20 protein-coding genes and 1 pseudogene are annotated in these 20921 nt (G+C 65.2%); 9 read left to right on the top strand and 12 right to left on the bottom strand.

The window, feature by feature from the left end; genetic code table 11:
* Positions 1 to 206 precede the first annotated feature (206 nt).
* The 5 genes from DK459_RS21940 (at position 207) to DK459_RS21920 (ending at position 5306) form a co-directional block, all read left to right on the top strand.
* On the top strand, positions 207 to 1517 hold the full coding sequence (locus DK459_RS21940; protein WP_233256846.1) for a PAS domain-containing sensor histidine kinase: 1311 nt from the start codon (positions 207 to 209) through the stop codon (positions 1515 to 1517).
* Positions 1502 to 2833 (top strand): sigma-54 dependent transcriptional regulator, encoded by a 1332-nt coding sequence (locus tag DK459_RS21935; protein ID WP_110135066.1) that lies wholly within the window; start codon positions 1502 to 1504, stop codon positions 2831 to 2833. Before DK459_RS21940 ends, DK459_RS21935 begins: the two co-directional genes overlap by 16 nt.
* A gap of 151 nt (positions 2834 to 2984) precedes the next feature.
* Positions 2985 to 3641, top strand: coding sequence for a hypothetical protein (locus tag DK459_RS21930; RefSeq protein WP_070541395.1), 657 nt, complete (start codon positions 2985 to 2987; stop codon positions 3639 to 3641).
* Positions 3642 to 3710: 69 nt separating this feature from the next.
* Positions 3711 to 4058: a DMT family protein gene (locus DK459_RS21925; protein ID WP_026382819.1), complete on the top strand. Its 348-nt coding sequence runs from the start codon at positions 3711 to 3713 to the stop codon at positions 4056 to 4058.
* 9 nt (positions 4059 to 4067) lie between these two features.
* On the top strand, positions 4068 to 5306 hold the full coding sequence (locus DK459_RS21920; protein ID WP_070541393.1) for an MFS transporter: 1239 nt from the start codon (positions 4068 to 4070) through the stop codon (positions 5304 to 5306).
* A 207-nt stretch (positions 5307 to 5513) separates the two neighbouring features.
* Here DK459_RS21920 and DK459_RS21915 read toward each other — a convergent pair whose 3' ends face one another.
* Complete coding sequence (locus DK459_RS21915) at positions 5514 to 6470, bottom strand: DUF2332 domain-containing protein (protein ID WP_110135065.1); 957 nt, start codon at positions 6468 to 6470, stop codon at positions 5514 to 5516.
* A gap of 639 nt (positions 6471 to 7109) precedes the next feature.
* Between DK459_RS21915 and DK459_RS21910 the strand changes: the two genes are divergently transcribed.
* Positions 7110 to 7691, top strand: a complete 582-nt coding sequence (locus DK459_RS21910) for an SMI1/KNR4 family protein (RefSeq protein WP_233256845.1) — start codon at positions 7110 to 7112, stop codon at positions 7689 to 7691.
* A gap of 41 nt (positions 7692 to 7732) precedes the next feature.
* Here the strand turns inward: DK459_RS21910 and DK459_RS21905 are convergent.
* From DK459_RS21905 to DK459_RS21890, 4 genes and pseudogenes are all read right to left on the bottom strand, one after another.
* Positions 7733 to 8062: pseudogene (locus DK459_RS21905) on the bottom strand (molybdopterin dinucleotide binding domain-containing protein); the annotation flags it as partial.
* 52 nt (positions 8063 to 8114) lie between these two features.
* The gene (locus DK459_RS21900; RefSeq protein WP_058664871.1) at positions 8115 to 8747 is read right to left on the bottom strand and encodes an AAA family ATPase; all 633 of its coding nucleotides are present in this window, start codon (positions 8745 to 8747) and stop codon (positions 8115 to 8117) included.
* Positions 8747 to 9109: a hypothetical protein gene (locus DK459_RS21895; protein WP_006384941.1), complete on the bottom strand. Its 363-nt coding sequence runs from the start codon at positions 9107 to 9109 to the stop codon at positions 8747 to 8749. Before DK459_RS21895 ends, DK459_RS21900 begins: the two co-directional genes overlap by 1 nt.
* Positions 9110 to 9660: 551 nt before the next feature.
* Positions 9661 to 10485: an IclR family transcriptional regulator gene (locus DK459_RS21890; RefSeq protein WP_058664870.1), complete on the bottom strand. Its 825-nt coding sequence runs from the start codon at positions 10483 to 10485 to the stop codon at positions 9661 to 9663.
* A gap of 126 nt (positions 10486 to 10611) precedes the next feature.
* Here DK459_RS21890 and DK459_RS21885 point away from each other — a divergent pair, with 126 nt between their 5' ends.
* The 3 genes from DK459_RS21885 to DK459_RS21875 all read left to right on the top strand — a co-directional run bounded on the left by DK459_RS21885 (position 10612) and on the right by DK459_RS21875 (position 14616).
* Entirely contained in the window at positions 10612 to 11418 is an 807-nt protein-coding gene (locus DK459_RS21885; RefSeq protein ID WP_020928637.1) for an enoyl-CoA hydratase/isomerase family protein, read from the top strand.
* Positions 11415 to 13520 carry an acetate--CoA ligase family protein gene (locus DK459_RS21880; RefSeq protein WP_026382813.1) on the top strand — a complete coding sequence of 702 codons (2106 nt, stop codon included), beginning with the start codon at positions 11415 to 11417 and terminating at the stop codon, positions 13518 to 13520. The genes DK459_RS21885 and DK459_RS21880 overlap by 4 nt, the downstream gene beginning before the upstream one ends.
* A gap of 103 nt (positions 13521 to 13623) precedes the next feature.
* Complete coding sequence (locus DK459_RS21875; protein WP_020928635.1) at positions 13624 to 14616, top strand: tripartite tricarboxylate transporter substrate binding protein; 993 nt, start codon at positions 13624 to 13626, stop codon at positions 14614 to 14616.
* Positions 14617 to 14687: 71 nt separating this feature from the next.
* On the opposite strand, the gene DK459_RS21870 is transcribed toward DK459_RS21875, so the two are convergent.
* The 7 genes from DK459_RS21870 to DK459_RS21840 are packed head-to-tail and all read right to left on the bottom strand — an operon-like array spanning position 14688 to position 20921.
* Positions 14688 to 15656 (bottom strand): tripartite tricarboxylate transporter substrate binding protein, encoded by a 969-nt coding sequence (locus DK459_RS21870; RefSeq protein WP_020928634.1) that lies wholly within the window; start codon positions 15654 to 15656, stop codon positions 14688 to 14690.
* A 28-nt stretch (positions 15657 to 15684) separates the two neighbouring features.
* Entirely contained in the window at positions 15685 to 16623 is a 939-nt protein-coding gene (locus tag DK459_RS21865; protein WP_026382812.1) for an SMP-30/gluconolactonase/LRE family protein, read from the bottom strand.
* 29 nt (positions 16624 to 16652) lie between these two features.
* A complete protein-coding gene (locus DK459_RS21860) occupies positions 16653 to 17462 on the bottom strand; it encodes an amidohydrolase (RefSeq protein WP_110135063.1) in 810 nt (269 codons plus the stop codon).
* 13 nt (positions 17463 to 17475) lie between these two features.
* Positions 17476 to 18480 carry a tripartite tricarboxylate transporter substrate binding protein gene (locus tag DK459_RS21855; protein WP_110135062.1) on the bottom strand — a complete coding sequence of 335 codons (1005 nt, stop codon included), beginning with the start codon at positions 18478 to 18480 and terminating at the stop codon, positions 17476 to 17478.
* Positions 18481 to 18531: 51 nt separating this feature from the next.
* Positions 18532 to 19332 (bottom strand): SDR family NAD(P)-dependent oxidoreductase, encoded by an 801-nt coding sequence (locus tag DK459_RS21850; RefSeq protein ID WP_026382809.1) that lies wholly within the window; start codon positions 19330 to 19332, stop codon positions 18532 to 18534.
* Positions 19333 to 19366: 34 nt separating this feature from the next.
* The gene (locus DK459_RS21845; protein WP_110135061.1) at positions 19367 to 19936 is read right to left on the bottom strand and encodes a carboxymuconolactone decarboxylase family protein; all 570 of its coding nucleotides are present in this window, start codon (positions 19934 to 19936) and stop codon (positions 19367 to 19369) included.
* 13 nt (positions 19937 to 19949) lie between these two features.
* Positions 19950 to 20921 carry a tripartite tricarboxylate transporter substrate binding protein gene (locus DK459_RS21840; RefSeq protein ID WP_026382807.1) on the bottom strand — a complete coding sequence of 324 codons (972 nt, stop codon included), beginning with the start codon at positions 20919 to 20921 and terminating at the stop codon, positions 19950 to 19952.

The raw sequence follows: 20921 nt of genomic DNA, 5'->3' as shown, positions 1-20921 counted from the left end.
CCGTGGAGGTGAGGCAGTGCCGCCTGCGGCAACACACGGCCGATGCGGCAGTATAAGCAGTCGCGCGCGCGTCGGCACACGGCGCGCAGGGCGCGGGCGGACCGTGTGGCGCCGGCCCCGATGCGGCGTGGCCGGATCGGGTATTCTTGCCGGTGTCCATGCCTGGGAGCGCGATCCTGTCACCACAGAAGTCGATTCGTCGAGACTTGGCGATTCTCTGGTTCTGGATCGCCATCGTCGCGCTGGCGTTGGCCGCTTTGCTGGTGGCGCTCAGCCGCCAGGGCGCGAACGCCCAGATTGCGCGGGCGCGCGAGCTGGTGGCGATCAGTTGCGAGGCGTTGCGCGCCGGGGCGGCGCGCCTGCCCGCGGCAGCGCCCGCGAACCCGGCCGATCTTCCCGGCGCCCAGGCCATTCTCGATCTGGCGCTGCGGGACCGGCCCGGCATGGAAGGCGGCTTCTGGCAGCCTGGGCCGGGCGTGGTGGCCTACGCCTTCCCGACCTACGACGGCACCGGCATCAAGCGTGATCCGCCCAGCGCGGAGCTGGAACGCATCGGCGCGACCGCCCAGCGCGCCCTCGATGGCGGCGGCCTGGTCACCGACTTGCGGCCAGGCCTGCGGGAAGCCGTGGTCTTTGCCGCGTGTCCCGCCGACGTCAAGGGCTCCCCGCTCGCGGCCTGGACCATGGCGCGCGTGCCGTTGATCGGCGGCGACGTCATCAACTCGCTCATTCTCGCGGTGAGCCTGCTGCTGGGGGTGGTGGTGGCATCCGGCCTGTGGCTCGGCCGCACGTTCGCCCGCTGGCGGCGGCAGACCGACGATATGCAGCGCCAGCTGCAACAGGCCGAGCGTCTCGCCACCCTGGGCCGGATGTCCGCGGGGCTGGCGCACGAGATCCGCAACCCGCTCGGCACCATGCGCATGAAGGTGGAAAATGCGATGGCGGCGCCCGCGGCGGTGCGCGAGGCGCGTGTGGCCAGCGCGCTGGAGGCGGTGCTGGCGCAGAGCGAGCGCCTGGAGTCATTGGTTGCAAGCCTGTTGGCGCTGACGCAGCCGTTCCGGGTCGAGCGGCAGCCTGTCGCGCTGGTCGATTTCCTGGAAGAGCGCAGGCGCGTTCACATGGCCGCTGCGCAAAAGGCAGGGGTACGCCTGGACGTGTCATTGACGGGCGATGAGGACGCGCGCGCCTGGTTCGATCCGTCGCAGATGGCGCGGGTATACGACAATCTATTGTTGAATGCGCTGGCGCACACGGGCGCGGGCGGCGTCATCGAACTGGGCGCGGGGCGGGCGCCGACGGGCGCCTTGATGCTGTGGGTGGCCGACGATGGCGCCGGGGTGCCGCAAGAATTGCGCGATACGTTGTTCGAGCCCTTCGCCACGGCGCGCGCCGGCGGTTCCGGCCTCGGCCTTGCCCTGGTCCGTGAAATCGTTCAGGCGCATGGCGGCCAGGCCCGCCTGGCGCAAACGGCGCGCGGCGCTCGCATCGAAATGGAATTGCCATGGCCCGTATCCTGATCGTCGATGACGACGCGGCTTTCCGCGAGAGCCTTTCCGAAACGCTGCACGACCTGGGCCACACCGCGTTGCAGGCCTCGTCCACCGTCGCCGGCTTGAATCGCCTGCGTACCGAGGCGGTGGACGTGGCGATCGTCGACCTGCGCATGCCGGGCGAGGACGGCCTGGTGTTCCTGCGCAAGGCGGCCGGCATCGCGCCGGTTCCCTGCATCATGTTGACGGCCTACGCGAGCGGCGGCAACACCATCGAGGCGATGCGCCTGGGCGCCTTCGACCACCTGACCAAACCGGTGGCGCGCGCGGCGCTGGTGCAAACGCTCGAACGCGCCCTGGACAGTGCCAGGGTCGCCGGTGATGACGGCGCCGACGCCGACACGGCGCCGGCCGACGAATTCGAGTTGGTCAGCGGCAGCGAGGCCATGCGCGAGGTTTTCAAGCGGATCGGCATGGCCGCGCGCGGCGATGCCACTGTCCTGATCCAGGGCGAAACCGGCACGGGCAAGGAACTGGTGGCCCGCGCCCTGCATCGGAACGGCGCGCGCGCCGCGCGGCCGTTCGTCGCCGTGAACTGCGCCGCCATTCCCGCCGACTTGATGGAAAGCGAACTGTTCGGCCACGTCAAGGGCGCCTACACCGGCGCCACCGGCGATCGCGCCGGCCGTTTCCGCGAGGCCGAAGGCGGCACGCTGTTCCTGGACGAAATCGGCGACATGCCGCTTGCGACCCAGGCCAAGATTTTGCGCGCGCTGCAGGAGCGCGAAATCACGCCGGTCGGCGGGGCCCGCACGGTGCCGGTGGATGTGCGCATCGTCGCGGCGACGCATCGGGATCTGCCGGCCGCGGTCGCGGCCGGCAGGTTCCGCGAAGACCTGTGGTACCGGTTGCAGGTGGTGTCCATCGCCTTGCCGCCGCTGCGCGAGCGTTTGGGCGACGTGCTGCTGCTGGCCGAGCACTTCCTGCGACGCGGCGGCGGCACGCCGAAGCGTCTTTCCGCCGCGGCCGCGCAACGGCTGCTGGCGCACAACTGGCCCGGCAACGTGCGCGAACTGCGCAATGCCATGGAACGGGCGGCGATTCTCAGTCGTGGCGCCAGCATCGAACCGGAACACATCGGCCTGCAGCCGCTGGGGATCGCCCAAGATGGGTTCGCCATCCCCCTGGATGGCTCCCTGGCCCAGGCAGTGGCGGCGTTGGAAGGCGCCATGATCCGGCGCGCTTTGGCGGCCGCTGCCGGCAATCGCGCCGAGGCCGCGCGGCGCCTGGGGCTGTCGCGCCAGCAGCTGTATCGCAAATTGGCCGAGCACGGCGTGGAATGAACCTGTCCGGTCCTGTGACTCGGTCGTGTCACAGAATCGGACATCTGATCCAGGTGCCGTCGCGCAAGTCGTTGATTTGACTGGGACTCCTCGCTGGCATGCGGTTTGCATCCAATGCAGACGTATCCACTGCCGGCTCAAGGAGTCCGCCATGTTCCGACGCACGCTATTCCCGTTTGCCCTCGCGGCGGGCTTCGCCACGGTCGCCGCCGTCGCGGCGCCGCCGCCGTTTCCGCCGCCGCCCACGGCTGGCATGACCGCGCCCACGGTGGCGCAAGGCCAGGTCCAGCGGCTGCTGCTCAACCCCTACGGGGAGATCGATGGCCTGCGCCTGACGGACGGCACGCTGGTGCAGTTCCCTCCGCACCTGTCGCAGGCGCTGAGCGCCGCCGTCAAGCCTGGCGACGCGGTGCGCATCATCGGCCGGCAGCAGGCGCGCGATGCGGTCAGGGCGGACGCCATCGTCAACACCCGCAGCGGACAGACCCTGTACGACCAGCCCCCCTCGCCGGGAGCGGGACTGCCGCCGCCGCCGCACCTGCGCGCCCAGGCGCTGCGTCCGCAACGGGTCGAGGGACGGGTCGACGCGGTGCTGACTGGTCCGCGCGGCGAAGCCAACGGCGTTCTCCTGACCGACGGCAGCATCGTGCGCTTTCCGCCCGAAAGCCTGCGCCTGTCGGTACTGCCCGGCGCGCCATTCGCGGCCGACGGTCTGGGAACGCGCAACGCCCTGGGCATCTCGCTGGAGGCCACCAGCCTGGGAACCAGCCTTGCCACGCTGCAACCCCTGTACGACCGCGCGCCCTGATCGCCTGCATGCCGCCGCGGATCAGGTCGTCCACGGCGGCATGCCTTGTCTTTCCCGGATTTTTCCATGTTGTCTCCAAAGTTTTTGCCCGTCCTCCTGCTGCTGGTGTCCAACGTCTTCATGACCTTTGCCTGGTATGGCCATCTCAGGTTCGGCGAACGTCCGTTGCACGTGGTCGTGCTGGTCAGCTGGTTCATCGCCCTGGCCGAGTACTGCTTCGCGGTGCCGGCGAACCGCATCGGCCATACCGTCTACAGTGCCGCCGAACTCAAGACGATGCAGGAGGTCATCACCCTGACCGTGTTCGCCGTGTTCTCGGTGTTCTACCTGGGCGAAAAACTGACGCTCAATCACCTGGTGGGGTTCGGCTGTATCGGGCTGGGCGCCTTCTTCGTCTTCAAGGGGCCGTTGCCTTAGGAGCCCACGATGGTGGCACTGAACGCGCACGGCGACTCGCGCCGCTGGCTCGCAGGCGTCAATTTCTTCCTGGCGGATGTGCGCGACGGCCTTGGGCCGTTCCTGGGTGTGTTCCTGGTGGGACATGGCTGGCGCGCCGACGACATCGGTTACCTGATGACCGCGGCCGGACTGGCGGGCATGCTGGCCACCGCGCCGATGGGGGCCTGGGTGGACGCCTCGCGCCGCAAGCGCGGGTTGCTGGCGGGCGCCTCCCTGGCGCTGATTGTCTGCAACCTGGCGCTGTGGGCCGCGCCCGTCGCTGGCGTCGCCGCCATCACGCAGATTCTCGGCGCCATCATCGGGGCGCTGTTCGCGCCGGCCATCATGGGACTGACGCTGGGACTGGTCGGTCCACGCGGGCTGTCGCGGCAGTTGGGGGTCAACGAAGCCTGGAACCACGCCGGCAACGTCGCGGCCGCCGCCTTGGCCGGCCTGGCGGGCTACCGGTGGGGCCTGTCGGCGGTGTTTGTCCTCATGACGGTGATGCCTTGCGGGGCGTTCATTTGCCTGCGCCGCATCCGGCCGCGCGACATCGACCATGGCGTTGCGCGGGGCCTGGAGTCCGACGGCGCGGCGGCGCCGGTGCTTTCGATCTGGCAGCTACTGGCGGGTTCACGCGATCTGCGCCTGGTGGCGCTCGTCATGATGCTGTTCCATCTCGGCAACGCGGCGATGTTGCCGCTGCTCGGCCAGGCCGCCATTGCCCGCGGCCAGGGCGACCCCAGCGCCTACACGGCGCTGACGATCATCATTGCCCAACTTGTGATGATTCCCGCGGCGCTGCTGGCCGGGCGATTTGCCCGGCACTTCGGCTACTGGCGACTGGTCGCGTTCGCCTGCTGGGTGCTGCCCGCGCGCGGACTGCTGGCGGCGGCATTGCCGCCATCGTGCGCCCTGATCCCGGCGCAGGTCATGGATGGCGTCGCCGCCGGACTCCTGGGCGTCGCGCTGCCGGGGCTGGTGGCCTCGGTCTTGCGCGGCACTGGCCATGTGAACCTGGGGCTGGGCGCCGTCATGGCCGTCCAGGGGGTCGGGGCCGCGCTCAGTCCGGCGCTGGCGGGATGGGTGGCGCAGCGCCATGGCTACGCGCCGGCCTTCGTGGCGTTGAGCGCGGTCGCGGCCGCGGCACTGGTGTTGCTGGCCTTGCGCTCGCGCATTTCCGCGAGGGGCCCGGCCGCACTCGCCCAGTCCCGCCAAGGCGGCTGAACATCTCCACGTGTCCCTCGCGCCGGTCCGCCCCGCACACGAGTGGTAGTCCTGCGTGCTACAGCTGACGGAAGCGTTGACTCATCCGGTCCTGCCCTTTGTGAAGCCGGCATGTACGCCCGCCCGCACGCATACCTCTCCTGGGGGATGCAGGTCTCCGAAGGGCCGTAGGTTGATCGACTGTCGTCGAATCTGCCAAACCGTCGATCACAGCCATTGCAATGTGGCGCCATGCGGATCGGTCCAGGCGAGGGGATTTCCGGCAACGCATAACAAGAACATGCCCGGGGGCTGTTGCGCTGTGTCGGGCAGGAATTGAGGGAAGACCAGCGGGCTTTCGTTGCTGATCCAAATGCAGCGTGACGCCAGCATTTCCCGCGCGAATTCATTGCGCTGCGCCTGATCGGTCACATAGTTGAGGACGGCTGAGTGATACACCACGACGGTGGCATCAGCTGGCGCTTGCGCGACCACAGAGGCAAGGTCGCGCAGCAGATCGCCTCTGATGATCCGGGGCGGTTCGCGCCGACAGATGCGCAGCGCTGACCGAAGCCGCGCGAGCCGATGCTCGTCCTCGGGCCAGACAAGGGTTTCGAGCCACTTCAAATCCGCGTCGAGGCGGACATCGATCGGGCTTAAGTCCAGCCCCGCCCGCCACACGATCTGTGGATACCTGAGGGGCAGCGGTGGCGTGCCGGTGACCGCGCAGGACAGGACGGGGTAGTCCGAAACGCCCACGTCCGGTGTCAGGCGCTGCACGCCCCAGTCGTAGCCATACCTTTCCATCAGCAGGCATAGTCCCGCCGAGGCGCCCACCTCGATCAACGCAATCCTGCCCGGGATCGTGGCGATGGCGGGCATCAGTACCGCGCAGCGCCCGGGTTCGTTGGTTTGGGTGGAGCGGGCCAGCATGAGGGCGCGAATTTCAGCGCCATGGCGCGCCAGCGCCGCATCGAACTCCGCAGGTGATCGAGGCAAGCCCGCCGTATGCCGCAGCGCCGCGAACAGCAGGTTGGGCTGCTGCTTATCGGCAGGCAAACCACGGAGAAATGTCAATGCGGAAAACGACTTCGCCACATGGAATGCCCATTGTTCGTACAACGGCGATCGCCCAGCTGCTTCGATGTTGGCAAACCTCAGATAGCGGTCGGCTATTCGATCCATGCCATGTCCTCTCCGGATGAATCAGGGCAGATTAGCATCGTCCCGCAACATCGACTCAGGGGAAGAATTCGCCGGTATCGCTCCCCGGCGTCCCCGGCAGGACATCACGATGCAGCGCGACGAAACAGGCGAACATCACGGTGAACCGACCGACGGCCGGGTTGCGATCCGCGACGGTCGCGACCCGGATTTCAGGTATCAGGATTCGCGTGGCCAGGCGTATGAGGTGCGTTGCCCAGCGCCTGCGCGCGTGGCAATTCCCGCGTCCTCTGCGCGATCCTCGGATGATCGGTACTGAGGCTTGCCCAGACTTGGAGCGTCAAGGACTTCTTGTGCAATCGTGCCGTCCGCAGGCGCGGCATGCACTCGCCGCGCTATGTCCGGGAGTCTGGTATCGCGGAATGCGGCGCCCGTGAGGAGCGTGTGCAATGGAGACGATGCCGAGGCGGCGCATTCCGCAATGAGTTTTCCCAGATACTGATCGCCGCGGGCAGCCGGCCATCGGAGAGATGCCACTGCCCGCCGATGTCACGCCAAACCTGGGGCCATGCGGCCACCTTCGCGGCTATAGTGTTGTGCCATTCCGGCCTCCCGTCCTGGCGGCGGGCCGGGACTTGTCTTTTGATTCAGGAAACTTGCATGACCATGACCGCCGAACAGTTCCACAAACGCATATGGGAGATCCTGGACCCCGTGGACTCCGCGTATTTCGAGGTGGTGGCCGCGCCCGCGCCCGATGCGGCCGCGATCGCGAGCCTGGAGGCCGCTGTCGGGTTCCCGCTGCCGGCGGCGTTCGCGGCCTTCTGCCAGCGCACCAACGGCCTGTGCGTGATGGCGCGCGAGGAAGTCTGGCCGCGCGCCAAGGAGTTCGAAGTCGGCCCGGCCTGGACCTTCTGGCGCGGCGTGGTGCTGTTGGGCATCGATGCGCCGGAGTTGCCCGAATGGGCCAGCATTTCGGCGCAACAGCGTCAGCTTGCCGAGGCCGGTCTGCCCGGCATCCTGCCGGTGCTGAAGATCGTGGGCGACGGCAGCCGGATCTGGGGCGTGGACCAGGCGGGGGCCGTCGTGGCGATCGACGACGGGGCTGATCCGGAGCCGGTGGGCGGCGATCTCATCGATCTTTATGCCGAGCAGATCGCCGACCTGATGCAGCGCCAGCAGGACATGGCGCTGCGACTGGCCGAACGCGCCAAGCACAAGCACGGCAAGCTGCCGGGATAGCGGGGCAGCGGAGCGCGGGGTCAGCGCGCGGACGCTGCCGTTTAGGGCGGATCGAAGGCCCGGACCGGCGGCAATGGTCCGTCATGGCGCTCAACCTGCACCGCCGTCAACTGGCCGCTGCAACCCTGCGCCAGCGACGAGGTGCCGACGTCACGTGTCAGGATGTTGGGATTGCCGTGGCCGCACATCGTCACTTCGCCCTGCGCGTCCCGCACCGGGTCGTACCAGGCGCCGGTGGGCAGTTGCGCCACGCCTGGCATGATGCGGTCGCTGAGCGTGGCGCTGGCCAGGCAGGCGCCGCGATCGTTGAACAGCCGCACGATGTCGCCTTCGCCGATGCCGCGGGCCGCCGCGTCGCCGGGATGCAGCGTGCTCCGAGGAGCCGCGCCGGCGCAGCCTCTTTTATACCGAGCGCAGGCTGCACTACTCGCTGGCCGACAACGAGGCCTCAACGAGCGGCTTCGCCCAATCAGGCGTGTCCCGCATCTGCGCAAGCGAAGTGGGATAGTGCACCTGGCCCTCGTCCACGTAGAGGACCAGAGCCGGCTCAGGCACGGCCTCGCCAGGCTCTACGTCCACGCTGTTGTCGTAGACCCGCAAGCTGACCAGGTGCGGCATCAATTTCAGCAGATTGCGGCAGGACGTCTTGCAGCGTTCGCGGATGCGTTCTTCGGGGATGTCGTGGCCGCCGCGCGCCACCCGGGCCCGCACTCGCGCGATATGGTGCTCGGCGTCGCGCAGGCCGCAGTACCAGACCAGCACATCGTGTGTCGACGCCGCGGCGATGAGCTTTTCCACGATGGTCTGGCCGCCCAGGGTGGTTTCGAAGGCGAACGACCCGCCCGCCGCCACTGCCGCGTCCAGCCGCCGCACCCCTTCCGCCCAGGCCTCGGCATTGGCCTGGTCCTGAGACCGGCCCAAGCGCTGTACAAGCTCACGAGCGAAAGTGTCGGGGTTGAACCAGGCCATGCCGGCCTGAGTCAGGATATGGCCGCCCACTGAGCTTTTGCCGGCGCCATTCACTCCCGCCAGCACGTACAGAATCGGGCGTTCCATCAAAATGTGGATCCGGCCTTAACCCGGCCAGCCAACGGCCCGGGGTTGCGCATAACGCTTCGCAGGCGCTCGGCCGCGTCGGGGGCGGACAGCGCGGCAAGTCGTTGATCAAAGCTGCGGCGCAGGTCTTCGACCGGGTCCGGCACGGCGGCCTGAGCAGCGCTCAGCGCGTCCATGATCCGTGTGTACTCGGCCACCGTCATGATCACGGCCTCCGGCTCATCGTGGTTCGTGACGACGAGCCTTCCTTCGGCGGCGGCAAGACTGCGCACGACACCCCGCCAGCCGTCCTTCTTGACTGCCGAGGCGGGCTTCGCCGGCAGGCGGGTGATAGGTTCAGCGAGCAATGCGGAAGCAGCCATGATCGTTCTCCCTACAGCGGGTTGGTTGAGCCTTAATAGGCTTTTTGCCCATTTTACCCTTTTTTCCCTTAATTGGCCTTATGGAACTGCACGGGGAGGCTGGCAGGGGAGACACCGTAATTTCTTGGGAGCCCGCCTCCCGCCGACATACAGGTGGTGCGGCGAGTCTGTCAAAAGTGCTGCCGTTAATCTGTTGTGCCGTCGTTTGTTCCAATCAGACCGCCACGGATGTGCAGACTCTATGGACCCGTACGAAAATATTGTCATAGGAAACTTTCTTTAGAGTTTGGGCTTGATCGTTGGGCAACAGACCGGCGGAGAGATGCGCCCCATGTGCGTAAATCTGCTGCAGCAATCCCCCATGGACCCACCTCTAGGGGATGTGCTGATCGAGAACGCGGGCGTTACCCGCTTGATCGCGTTCAAGCGTGAGCAAAATGATTCGATGAAGGAGGAGACAAAGCGCTTGATGCTCGAACGCATATTGGGAGGAAACGCGCGGCTGCAGTCTGTCTCGCGCGAGATCCTTCAGACGCTTCCATGTGGACACGCTAAGGGAAAGTATCGGGTTCAGAAAGCGCCAGCCCATGAGCAATACGATCCTTCAGCGCCAACAGCTCTCCCACATATCGTCGCGCCACCGGCGCGCATGGTTCGTCAGTCGTCAGACTTAGATTCAGCGCCATCGTCCGACCGCTCGACAGTCTCAGAGGCGTCGACATCGCAACTACGCCAGGCTGCCAGGACGCGACGCAGTAGCCATCGGCGTGAACTTGGGCGATCGCGGCGTCGATTTCGGCGCCGACCGGCTTCCAAGTTGTGCTGCGGTAGCTCCGCTTGATGCCGCGTATCAGCGCATCGCGAGCGGCGGCGTCCAGTGTGGCCAGATAGGCGCGTCCCAGCGATGTCAGTTCAATAGGCACTCGCTGGCCTGCCACGATCGTGCGTAGGGCCGGTTTGCGGTTGTACCTGATGGATTCCAGGTAAATCATCTCGGCGCGATCCGGCGCGGCCAGGCCGACATTGACCTTGAGCTTGTTGGAGAGCTCCTGCATCAGCGGGGTGGCCGCCTTCAGAGCGGGCGAGGCGGCGCGCATGGCGTGCCCCAGGCTCAGCACTGGCACGGCAAGCCGGTAGGCGCGTGCTGCCCGGTCGTGTTCCAGAAAGCCGCTCGTCACCAGGGTTTGCGTCAGTCGGCTGACCGTCGCCGCCGACAGTCCGGTGCGTTCCGCCAGTTCGCCATTGCCCAATAAATCGGTGCCAGGTCGAAACGCGCGCAGTATTTCCAAGCCGCGTTCGAGGGATCGATTCTGGCTGATGCCATCGAAACGATCACGAGTTCGAGTAGAGGGCTCGGGCTTAGCAGACGCAGCCATGCAATTCCATCCTGTGGAAATAAGGAAGTGTTTTCAGCAACTGTACCGCTTACTGTGTCATCAGAGCTAGCCAGGAAAAATTCCGCAACGGGAACCGCTGGCGTTTCGATATCACGGAGCTTAGAGATGGCGGACTACGAATTCATCAAACTTCAAACGGATCAGGGCGTGGCAACACTGACGTTGAACCGGCCGGAGAAGCGCAACGCGATCAGTGACCCGATGCGTGCTGAGCTGATCCATGCACTGGAATCCGTTTCCCAGGATCGCGCCATCAAAGCGCTGGTGTTGACTGGCGCGGGGAAGGGGTTCTGCGCAGGCGGGGATATCTCGGGCATGCAGCGCCGCATGGATGCGCCCGCGGGCGAGGTGGCTTTCAATGGTTGGTCCCGCCAGCAGCGGGTGCACCATGCGGTCAGTCTGCTGTTCCGCATGCCCAAGCCGACGATTGCGGCGGTGAATGGCGCGGCCGCCGGCCTGGGTGCGGATACCGCATTGAGCTGCGATTTCATTGTTGCGTCCGAAAACGCGACTTTTACCTGGAGCTACATCGCCCGGGGGCTGATTCCGGACGGGGGCGGCATGTACTTCCTGCCTCGCCGGGTGGGTCTTGCGCGCGCCAAGGACTTGATCTATTCCGGCCGCAAGGTCGCGGCTGATGAAGCGCTCACGCTGGGCATTGCCGACCGCCTGGCCCCTGCCGGCGATGAACTGAGGACAGCGCAGGCGTGGGCGGCGGAATTGTCGCAAGGATCCGCTACTGCGCTGGCCCTGAGCAAGTCGATTCTGGATCAGAGCTCCGAACTGACGGCGGATCAGGTGTTCGCGATGGGCAGTCAGGCTCAGGGAATTTGCTACACGAGCACTGAGCATCGCGATTCCGTGACCGCGTTTCTGGCCAAGATGGCCCAGGCCAAGGGAGACGCAAAGTGAGCGGCCTTGAGAAGTTGCTACAACCCCAAAGCGTGGCCGTCGTCGGGGCATCTGCCGATCCGATCAAGACATCGGGCCGGCCGGTGGGTTACTTGCGCAAGCATGGATTTCCGGGACGGATCTACCCTGTGAATCCCAAGGCTTCCGAAATAGATGGCCTGCGTTGCTATCCCGACGTGCATTCCTTGCCGGAGGCGCCCGACGTGGCGATCGTGCTGCTCGGAGCCGAGCGTACGCAACAGGCCATCCGCGATCTGGCTGCTATTGGTACGGGCGCGGCAATCGTGCTTGCCAGCGGCTATTCCGAGACGGGCGAGGAGGGCGCTCGCCGTCAGCGCGAATTACGTGAAGCGGCAGGCAGTATGCGGATCCTGGGGCCGAACACGATCGGGCTGGTCAATCTGACTGATCGTATCACTTTGTCCGCTAGCGGGGCGCTGGCGATGGACCAGCTCCACAGCGGCGCAATTGGCCTGGTGTCGCAAAGTGGCGGCATCCTGGGCGCGTTGCTGTCGCGCGCCGCGGCCCGGGGCATCGGCTTCTCCAAGCTGATCTCCACGAGCAACGAAGTCGATTTGGACCTGGCCGACTTTGTAGACGCGCTGGCCGACGATCCGGCGACCCGTGTGATCGCGCTGTACGTGGAGACCATTCGCAACCCCAGGACATTCCGCGCGGCCGCGCGTAAGGCCGCACTCGTTGGCAAGCCCATCGTGGCCTTCAAGATCGGGCGGTCGGAGTCCGGGGCGCAAGCCGCAGCGTCGCACACGGGTGCGTTGGCGGGCGCAGACGGCATGTATGACGCGTTGTTCGAAGAGGTCGGCATCATTCGCGCGCAAACCTTTTCGGATCTGCTGGATATTCCGGCGGCCTTGGCTAACGAACGCAAGCTCGGCGGCCGCCGGGTGGCGATCCTGACGTCGACAGGCGGGGCGGGCACGCTAGTCGCGGACTGCCTGGGCGTCGCGGGCTTCGCGCTGCCGGCCCCGGATGCGCGCACCGGCGAGGCGCTGCGAGCGCTGCAAAAGGGGGACCACGCGGCCTTGGACCGGAACCCGATCGACGTCACGCTGGCGGGCTTGCAGCCGGACCTGCTGCGCAGCGCAATCCGCATCGTGCTCGAAAGCGATGATTACGATGCACTCGTCGTGATCGTGGGCTCGTCCGCGGTGGCGCAGCCGGAACTGATGGCGGATGCGCTCAGGGACTCGCTCGCGCTTAGCGTCAAGCCACTGCTGGCCTATATCAGCCCGCATGCCCCAGACGCGGCGGAGATGCTCAGTCGCTACGGTATTCCCGCGTTCCACGCGCCGGAGAGCGTCAGCGCGGCCTTGTCGGCGATGTGGCAAGTGCAGGCGCGCGCGGTGCACTCGGAGTCGGACCATACGCGAACCGCAGCGCAGGAGCCAGTTACTTGCGAAGAGCACGGTTCGCTCGATGAAGCCCAGGCCAAGGCGTTGTTCGCCCGCTTTGGTGTTCAAGGCGTCAGGGAGTTCGTGGTGAGCACCGAAGCGCAGGCCGTTGACGCCGCCCGGAAGCTGGGACCGCGCGTGGTACTGAAGCTCTTGTCCGGCGAAATCACGCACAAAAGCGATGTCGGCGGCGTTGCCGTCAATGTTTCCCCGCAAGACATCGGCCAACGGATGCGGCAGATGGCGGCCGATGTGCAGCGGCATACGGGTAGGGAGCCCAAGGCGTATCTGGTCCAGGAAATGGTGTCCGGCGCGGCGGAGGTGATCGTGGGGTTGCACAAGGACCCGTTGGGCACCGCCATTTTGCTGGGCATGGGCGGCGTGGTTGCCGAACTGGTCCGCGACACGACTTTGCTGCTGCTGCCGGCGGATGGCTCGGCGTTGAGAGCGGATCAGGTCGAAGCGGCCCTGCGGCGCCTGAAGACGTGGCCTTTGCTGGATGGATATCGCGGACGGGAGCCTGCAGACGTCCCGGCGCTTGTCGAGGCGGTGCTGGCGTTCTCGCGTATGGCCGAGGCTTTGCAGGATCAATTACTGGAAGCCGAGATCAATCCGCTGTTTGTCCGGCCTTTGGGGCTGGGTGTGTGCGCGGCCGACGGCATCGCCGTCTTGCGGGATACGTCTGCCTAGTTCCAACAGGTGGAATTCGTGAGGTGGCAAACAAGTTTGCCACTTCTACACTTTTCTCATGCGCTGCACTCAGACAGGCGCAGGAAATATCAGGAGACAAATCATGAAATCTAGCCGGGTCGCGACGCGACGTATCAAGGCGTTCGGCGCCATTTTGTTGGCGACGGGCATGTTGTCGGCGCCGCAGGCATGGGCTGCCTTTCCGGATCGGCCATTGCGGATCGTAGTGCCGTTTACGCCTGGCGGTGGTACCGATATTGTTGCTCGTCAGTTGGCCAAAGGGTTGACTGATGAATTGGGTCAGTCAGTGGTGGTTGAGAATCGTCCGGGTGGCAGCACGATCATCGGCACCGAGAACGTCGCAAAGAGTCCGGCGGACGGTTACACCCTGTTGATGTCGACCTTTGCGCACGCGGTCAACCCTGCCATACACAAGAAGCTGCCCTATGACACGGATAAGGCGTTTGCACCAGTGGCGATGATTGGAAAGTCTCCCAATGTGCTGGTGGTGTCACCCAAGTCCCGGTTCAAGAGTGTGCAGGATATTCTCACGTATGCACGGGCCAATCCGGGCAAGTTGACGTTCGGCTCGTACGGCAACGGCACGTCTGCGCATTTGGCGGGGGAGCTGTTCAAGAGTCTGGGAAAGATCGACATCCTGCACGTACCCTACAAGGGCGCGGGGCCCGGGATCAATGACCTCATGGGCGGGCAGATCGACATGATTTTCTCTACGTCGGCCAGCGTCAGCGGCCACGTAAAGAGTGGGCAATTGCGGGCATTGGCGGTGACGACCAAGGAGCGCTCGCCGGCCTATCCGGGCGTTCCCACGGTGGCTGAATCTGGCGAGCCGGGGTATTTCGTCGATAGCTGGTACGGTGTGTTCGTGCCGGAAGGCACCCCCAAGGAGGTTATCGACCAGTTAAACAAGGCAATCAAGAAGGCGTCGAACGAGCCTGACTTCCAAAAGGCATTGGAACTGGAAGGCCTAGTCGCCGCTGTGGGAACGCCCGCAGGGCTCGGTGAATACGTGAAGCAGGAAGAGAGCCGCTGGACCAAGATCATCAAGGATGCTGGAATCACTGACAACCCTTGAACGCCGGCGGATAACAGGAATGCAAAGCACGCCCCGAGTGGGGCGCGCCGCATGTGGGCTTTGGGATCGCCCTATTCGGCTTTGACGTTGCCCGCCTTGATGACCGCCGCCCATTTTGCGGTGTCTTTTTGCACCAGATCGCGGAATGCTTCGGGCGACGAGGGGCTGGGTTCCACACCCAGGCTGGCCAGATTGGCGATCAGTGCGTTGGCCTTCAGGCTGTTGCGTACGGCTTCGTTCAGTTTGGCCACGACCTCCGGCGACGCGCCCTTCGGTGCGAACACGCCATACCAGTTGCTCGCCTCTACGTTCGGAATGCCCTGCTCCGCCAGCGTGGGCACGTTGGGCAAGGACTTCAAGCGTGCGGGCGCCGCGACGCCCAGCGCTACAAGCTGTCCGTCATTGATGAACGGCATCAAGCCCGAGACATCGCCAAAAAATGCCTCTACGTGACCGCCGATGGTGTCGGCGATCGCCGGCGCGGCGCCCTTGTAGGCCACATGCAGGAAGTCGACCTTCGTCTGGTTCTTGAATAGCTCAATGGTCATGTGAGGCATGCTGCCTACGCCCGACGAGGCAAGAGTAGCGGGTTCACTGCGTTTGGCCGCGGCGGAGACATAGTCCGAGGCGGTCTTGATCGGATTCTTGGGAGAGACCACCAGCACTTCGGGCGTGTGCACCACTAGCGCAATCGGCGTGAGGTCTGCGGTCGGCTTGTAAGACAGGCTGGTATACAGAGACGGGTTGATCGCGATGGCGCCCGCCGAACTCAGGAACAGCACGCTGCCGTCTGCGGGGCTGCGCATCACATAGTTTGCGGCGATGGCGCCGTTGGCGCCCGGCTTGTTTTCAACGATGACGGTCGTGTTGAGCTCGGTTTCAAGCTCCTTGGCCAGAATGCGCGCCAAGGAATCGGCGGGACCGCCCGGGGGAAAAGCGACGACCAGACGCGTAGGCTGCGCGGCGATGCTGACGCTGGCAAACGTGAATGCGGTCGCCAAGGCGCCGCCCAGAATGGTGCTGAGGATTCTATTTTTCATGGTGTGGGGACTCCTGGAAGCCGGCAATTCAACCGCCGGGCGCTCCTTGGGTGTTGACGTATAAGGAGTAAATGGATGTGCATGACGCCATGAACAGGCGATTGCGGTGCGTGCCGCCGAAACACAGGTTTGCACAGCGTTCGGGAAGGGCGATATGTCCGATGGCTTCGCCGTCGGGCGAGAAGATGCGCACGCCGTCGAGTTCTTCGGTGCCCATTCCCCAACCGCACCAGAGGTTGCCGTCGACATCGACGCGAAAGCCGTCGGGCGTTCCGGAACCGGCGTTCAACAGCACATCCGGCCGCGACAGCGTGACGCCGTCGTCCTGAACCTGAAACACCAGGATGTTGCGCGGGCGTGCGCGCGATTCGATGACGTACAGCAGCTTTTCATCGGGCGAGAACGCCAGCCCATTGGGACCATTCACGCCTTCGGCAGCAACGGTGAGTTCTCCCGATACACCGTCGATCCGGTAGATGTTTGCGGGCAGTTCCTGGCGGGCAGGTTCGCCTTGATAGTGACCGACGATGCCGAAGGGCGGGTCGGTGAACCAGATGGAGCCATCCGACTTGACCACGACATCGTTCGGTGAATTGAGCGGCCGGCCCGCGTGACTGTCTGCCAGCACGGTGATGCGTCCATCGTGCTCGGTGCGGGTCACGCGGCGGCTGCGGTGTTCGCAGGTGATCAGCCGGCCTTGGCGGTCGCGCGTGTTGCCGTTGGCGTGGTTGGATGGCGTGCGGTAGACGTGGACCGAATTGCTGATCTCATCCCAGCGCAGGATGCGGTCGTTGGGCACATCGCTCCACAGCAGATAGCGGCCATCTCCAGACCATACGGGGCCTTCGGCCCAGCGGCAGCCCGTTGCCAAGCGTTCCACGGCGGCGGACAGCAGGTGGTACTTCTCAAATTGGGGCGCCAGCGTTCGAATGGCGGGGTCGGGGTAGCGCTGAGAGGGTTCCCACATAGGGCCTCCACAAGAAGGGATGGATGAACTTAGCCGTAGAGCCGGCGGGGGTTGCCGTGCAGCACGGCATCCAGCACGGCAGGGTCTTCGCCGCAGGCGCGCCGCAGCAGGGCAAGCAGGTCGGGCAAGCGCGGCTGGGGGTAGCGGATATTGACGTGCGGCCAATCACTGCCCCAGATGGCGCGGGTGGGAGCGCCCTGGATCAGCGCCGACATCAGCGGCAGCGCGGCCTGGAAACCGTTCGCGCCATCCGTCACGCGGTCAGCCCCCGAGACCTTGATCCAGAGGTTGGGGTGATGCAGCAGTGCCAGCAGCGGCTGCCATTCCTGCGGGCGTGCGACGGGCGCGCGGGCCATGTGGTCGATGATGAGCGGTACGTCATACCGAAGCAGGGCGGGCACGGTGGCAAGCACATCGGCCATCTCTGCATGCACCAGCGCGTGCCAGCCATAGGGCTTGATGCGCGCCAGCAGCTCGCCCATACGCGAGACATCCGGCTTGCCGGCCAGATGTTTCATCATCCCCAGGCGTATGCCGCGCACGCCGTGCTGGTGCATGTGGGCGAGGTTTTCCTCGGACGTGTTTTCCGTGATGACGGCAATGCCGCGATACGCGCCGTGGCTGGCGGACAGTGCTGCCAGCAACGCGCAGTGGTCATCGCCATAAGGCGTGGCCTGGACGATGACACCGCGAGTGATGCCGGATTCGGCATGCAAGGCTTGTAGAGCATGGAACGGGGCTTCGTCGGGCACATAGGTGGGGCGCTCGGCAAGCGGGTATTCGTTCCAGGGGCCAAAGATGTGTGTATGGCAATCCAAGGGTTCGCGGGCCAGGGGCATGGGTGGGCTCGATTCAGTTTGAGGTGGCGCCGGTTTCTTTGATGATGGCGCTCCAGCGCCGGTATTCAGACGTGATCAAGTCGCCATACCGCGCGGGCGTGCCGGGCGTGGCTTCGGCGCCCTGCGCGTCCAGGCTGGCCTTGAGCGAGGGGTCGTTGACGGCATCGTTGACAGCCTGGTTCAGGCGCGCAGTCGCATCGGCGGGCATGCCGGCTGGACCAACAATGCCTTGCCAGGTGCCGGAATCGAAGCCGGGGGCGACAGTCTCGGCCAGGGTGGGAACCTCCGGCAGTGCCGACACGCGTTTTGCCGTCGTGACGGCCAGCGCCTTCAACTTGCCTTCCTTCACGTAGGGCAGGAACGCGTTCAGGCTGCCGGACATCATGAATTCAATGCGGCCGGAAAGCAGGTCAGGAAGCGCCGCGGCATTGCCCTTGTAGGGCACATGCGCGAAGTCGGTTGCGGTCTGGCGGGCGAAAAGAATGCTGGTCAAATGATCGATGGTGCCGTTGCCGGAGGAACCCATGTTCAGCTTGCCAGGCTTTTCCTTGAGTAGCTTGACGAATTCCACAGCCGTATTGGCGGAGACTTCGGGGTTGACGATCAACACCAAGGGTACGTTCGCTACCGAGGCGACGGGGGTGAAGATCTTCCCCGGGTCGAGCTTGTCGTTGGCGAACAATGCCGGCGATATCGCAATGGACGAACTGTTGTAGAGCAACATGTAGCCATCGGCGGGCGCGTTCGCGACCATTTCGGCGGCGATGTTGCCGCCCGCGCCGGGCTTGTTTTCTACCACGACCTGCTGGCCCAGGCCATCGCCCAGGCGCTTGGCGACCAGCCGCGCCAGCACGTCCGTCGGCCCACCCGGCGAGAACGCGACGATCAGCCGGATCGGCTTTTCGGGATAGGCGCCAGCCAGCGCGGGTGCGCCGCCACATGCCAACAGCGCCGCACCTGCTAGAGTGTGCAAGATGCGCCTGCGCTGGAACGAGAAGAACTGCGTCGAATCATGCATGATGTCTCCTGGGAGGCGCTTGGTGCGCCTCTCTCTATTCAATGGGCGATGTCAGTCGCAGCGCACGCTCATGCCGCCGTCGACGATGATCTCGGTTCCGGTAACGAACCGGGCTTCGTCGGAGGCAAGGAACAGCGCCGCATTTGCGGTGTCTGTGCCATCTCCCATGAAGCCCAGGGGAATGCGGGCCTGGCGCTCAGCCAGCAGGGCATCCACGTTGCCGCCTGCGCGCTGTCCGGCCAGCCGCGCTTCGACCATGGGGGTGTGCATCTGTCCCGGAACCACCGTATTCACGCGGATATTGTGCTTGGCGTATTCCACGGCGACGACGCGAGACAGCTGGATGATGCCGGCTTTGGCTGATGCGTAACCAACCTGCGCCGCTCCGGTCCAGCGGATGCCGGATGTGGACGCGGTGTTCACGATGGCCCCGCCGCCTTGGCCTTGCATGATGGGGATAACGTGTTTGCAGGCCAGGAATACGCTCTTCAGATTGAAGTCCATCTGCGCATCCCAGTCGGCTTCGGACAAGTCCACCGGCCCGCCGCGGCGCGACCCGCCGACGTTGTTGACCAGGATGTCGACGCGCCCATAGCGTTCGACGCAAGCCTGCACCATGGCGTGGACGTCGGCGCTGACCGTCGCGTCACCCGTCCAGGCGGTGATGTCTCCGCCCGCATCCTTGGCTCGCAGCAGCGTTTCCGCCATGGCGTCCGCGCTTTTGTCCACCGCGAAAACCTTGGCGCCTTCCTGCGCGAAGCGCACCGCCACGGCGCGTCCATTTCCCCAACCGGGGCCGACGCAGCCCGCGCCGGTGACGATCGCAACTTTTCCTTCCAGCCTCTTGCTCATGGTCCTCGCTCTATCTGTTGATGACATGCCGTGTTTAAGGAGTGACGCTGTCTGCGGCTTTCAGCTCGTGTGGCTCGCCCTCGGGCGGGTCTATCTGAAAAACGTTCAGCGTCATCGAAATCAGGGTGTAGTAACCGGCCAGCGCCACCAGGTCGATGACGCCGTGCTGGCCAAACATGGCTTCGGCGCGTGCGTAGACGTCGTCAGACACGCGGCGTTTCTCGTACAGCTGCGTCAGGAACTCGTGGATCAAAGCTTCATCGGCTTCTGCAAACGGGATGGGCTTGCCATCACGCAACGCGTCGATCACCGCCTCTGACACGCCCGCCTTCAGCGCGATTGCCTTATGCGCCCACCATTCGAATTCCGAGCCCCACCAGCGTGCGAGCACGAGAATTCCGAGTTCGGACAATCGGGGAGAGAGGGAGCTGTCGTAGCGGCAGAACTGGCCCAGCGCCTGCGCGGGTTCTGCCATGGATGGCCGGTGCAGCCATACCGCCAGCGGGCCGCGCACGCGGCCGCGCGGGCCGGAGGCGATGAGGTCGTAAATACGCTTCTGTTCGGGGGACATGTCCCGAACCTGCGGCGGGCTGACGCGTGCCATGCTTACTCCTGAATTATTCGGGCTTGATGCCCAGGTCCTGAACCACCTTGCCCCATTGGGAAATCTCGTTGCGGATCGTGGCGGTGAATTCGGCGGGCGTGCCGCCTGCCGGTTCGGCGCCATCGGCCAACAATTTCTCGCGGGCTTCCGGGGCCAGCAATGCGCGATTGACGGCGGCGTTGAGCTTCTCAACGATGGCGGCGGGCAGGTCCTTGGGGCCGATCAAGCCGTACCAGAGCGTGGCGTCGTAGCCAGGCAGACCGGATTCGGCGATTGTCGGCACATTGGGTAATGCGGCGATGCGGGTTGCGGTGGTGACGGCCAGCGCCTTCATCTTGCCGGAGGCAACATGTGGCAGCGCGCTGGCGGTAGCCGCGAAATAGAGTTGCACCTGGCCGGCCATCAGATCATTCTGTGCGTTGCCGCCGCCCTTGTAAGGGATGTGCGTCATCTCGACACCCGCCTTGCGGTTGAACATTTCATTGGCCAGATGGATGACGCTGCCTTGGCCCGAAGACGCATAGTTGATGGCGCCTGGATGCTTCTTGGCGTAGTCGATCAGTTCGGGCACGGTATTGGGGGCGAAGCCGGGGCTGGCTACTACCAGCAAGGGGCCGCGCGATACCTGCACGATGGGCGTAATGTCCGCGACCGGGTCGAACGTCATCCGGTACAGGCTGGGGTTTACCGTGTAGCTCGAGGAAATCAGGGTCAGTGTGTAGCCGTCCGCGGGCGCGTTGCGGCCCGTCTCCACGCCGATCATGCCACCGGCGCCAGGCCGATTCTCTACTACCACCGTCTGCTTCAGATCGGTCGTCAAGGCCTGGCCCAGGTATCGCGCCAACAGGTCGGCGCCACCGCCGGGGACGAACGTCACGATCAGGCGGATGGGGCGTTCGGGATAGTCGGCTTTCGCCCCCCCGCTAACCGCGGCCAGCACGCAAGTGCCAATTGCTGCAAACCATCGAGAATAGGGGCTGCGCAT

The sequence above is a fragment of the Achromobacter sp. RW408 genome, assembly GCF_003184165.1.
Classification (GTDB): domain Bacteria; phylum Pseudomonadota; class Gammaproteobacteria; order Burkholderiales; family Burkholderiaceae_B; genus Achromobacter; species Achromobacter xylosoxidans.
This window is presented reverse-complemented; position numbering and strand designations above follow the sequence as displayed.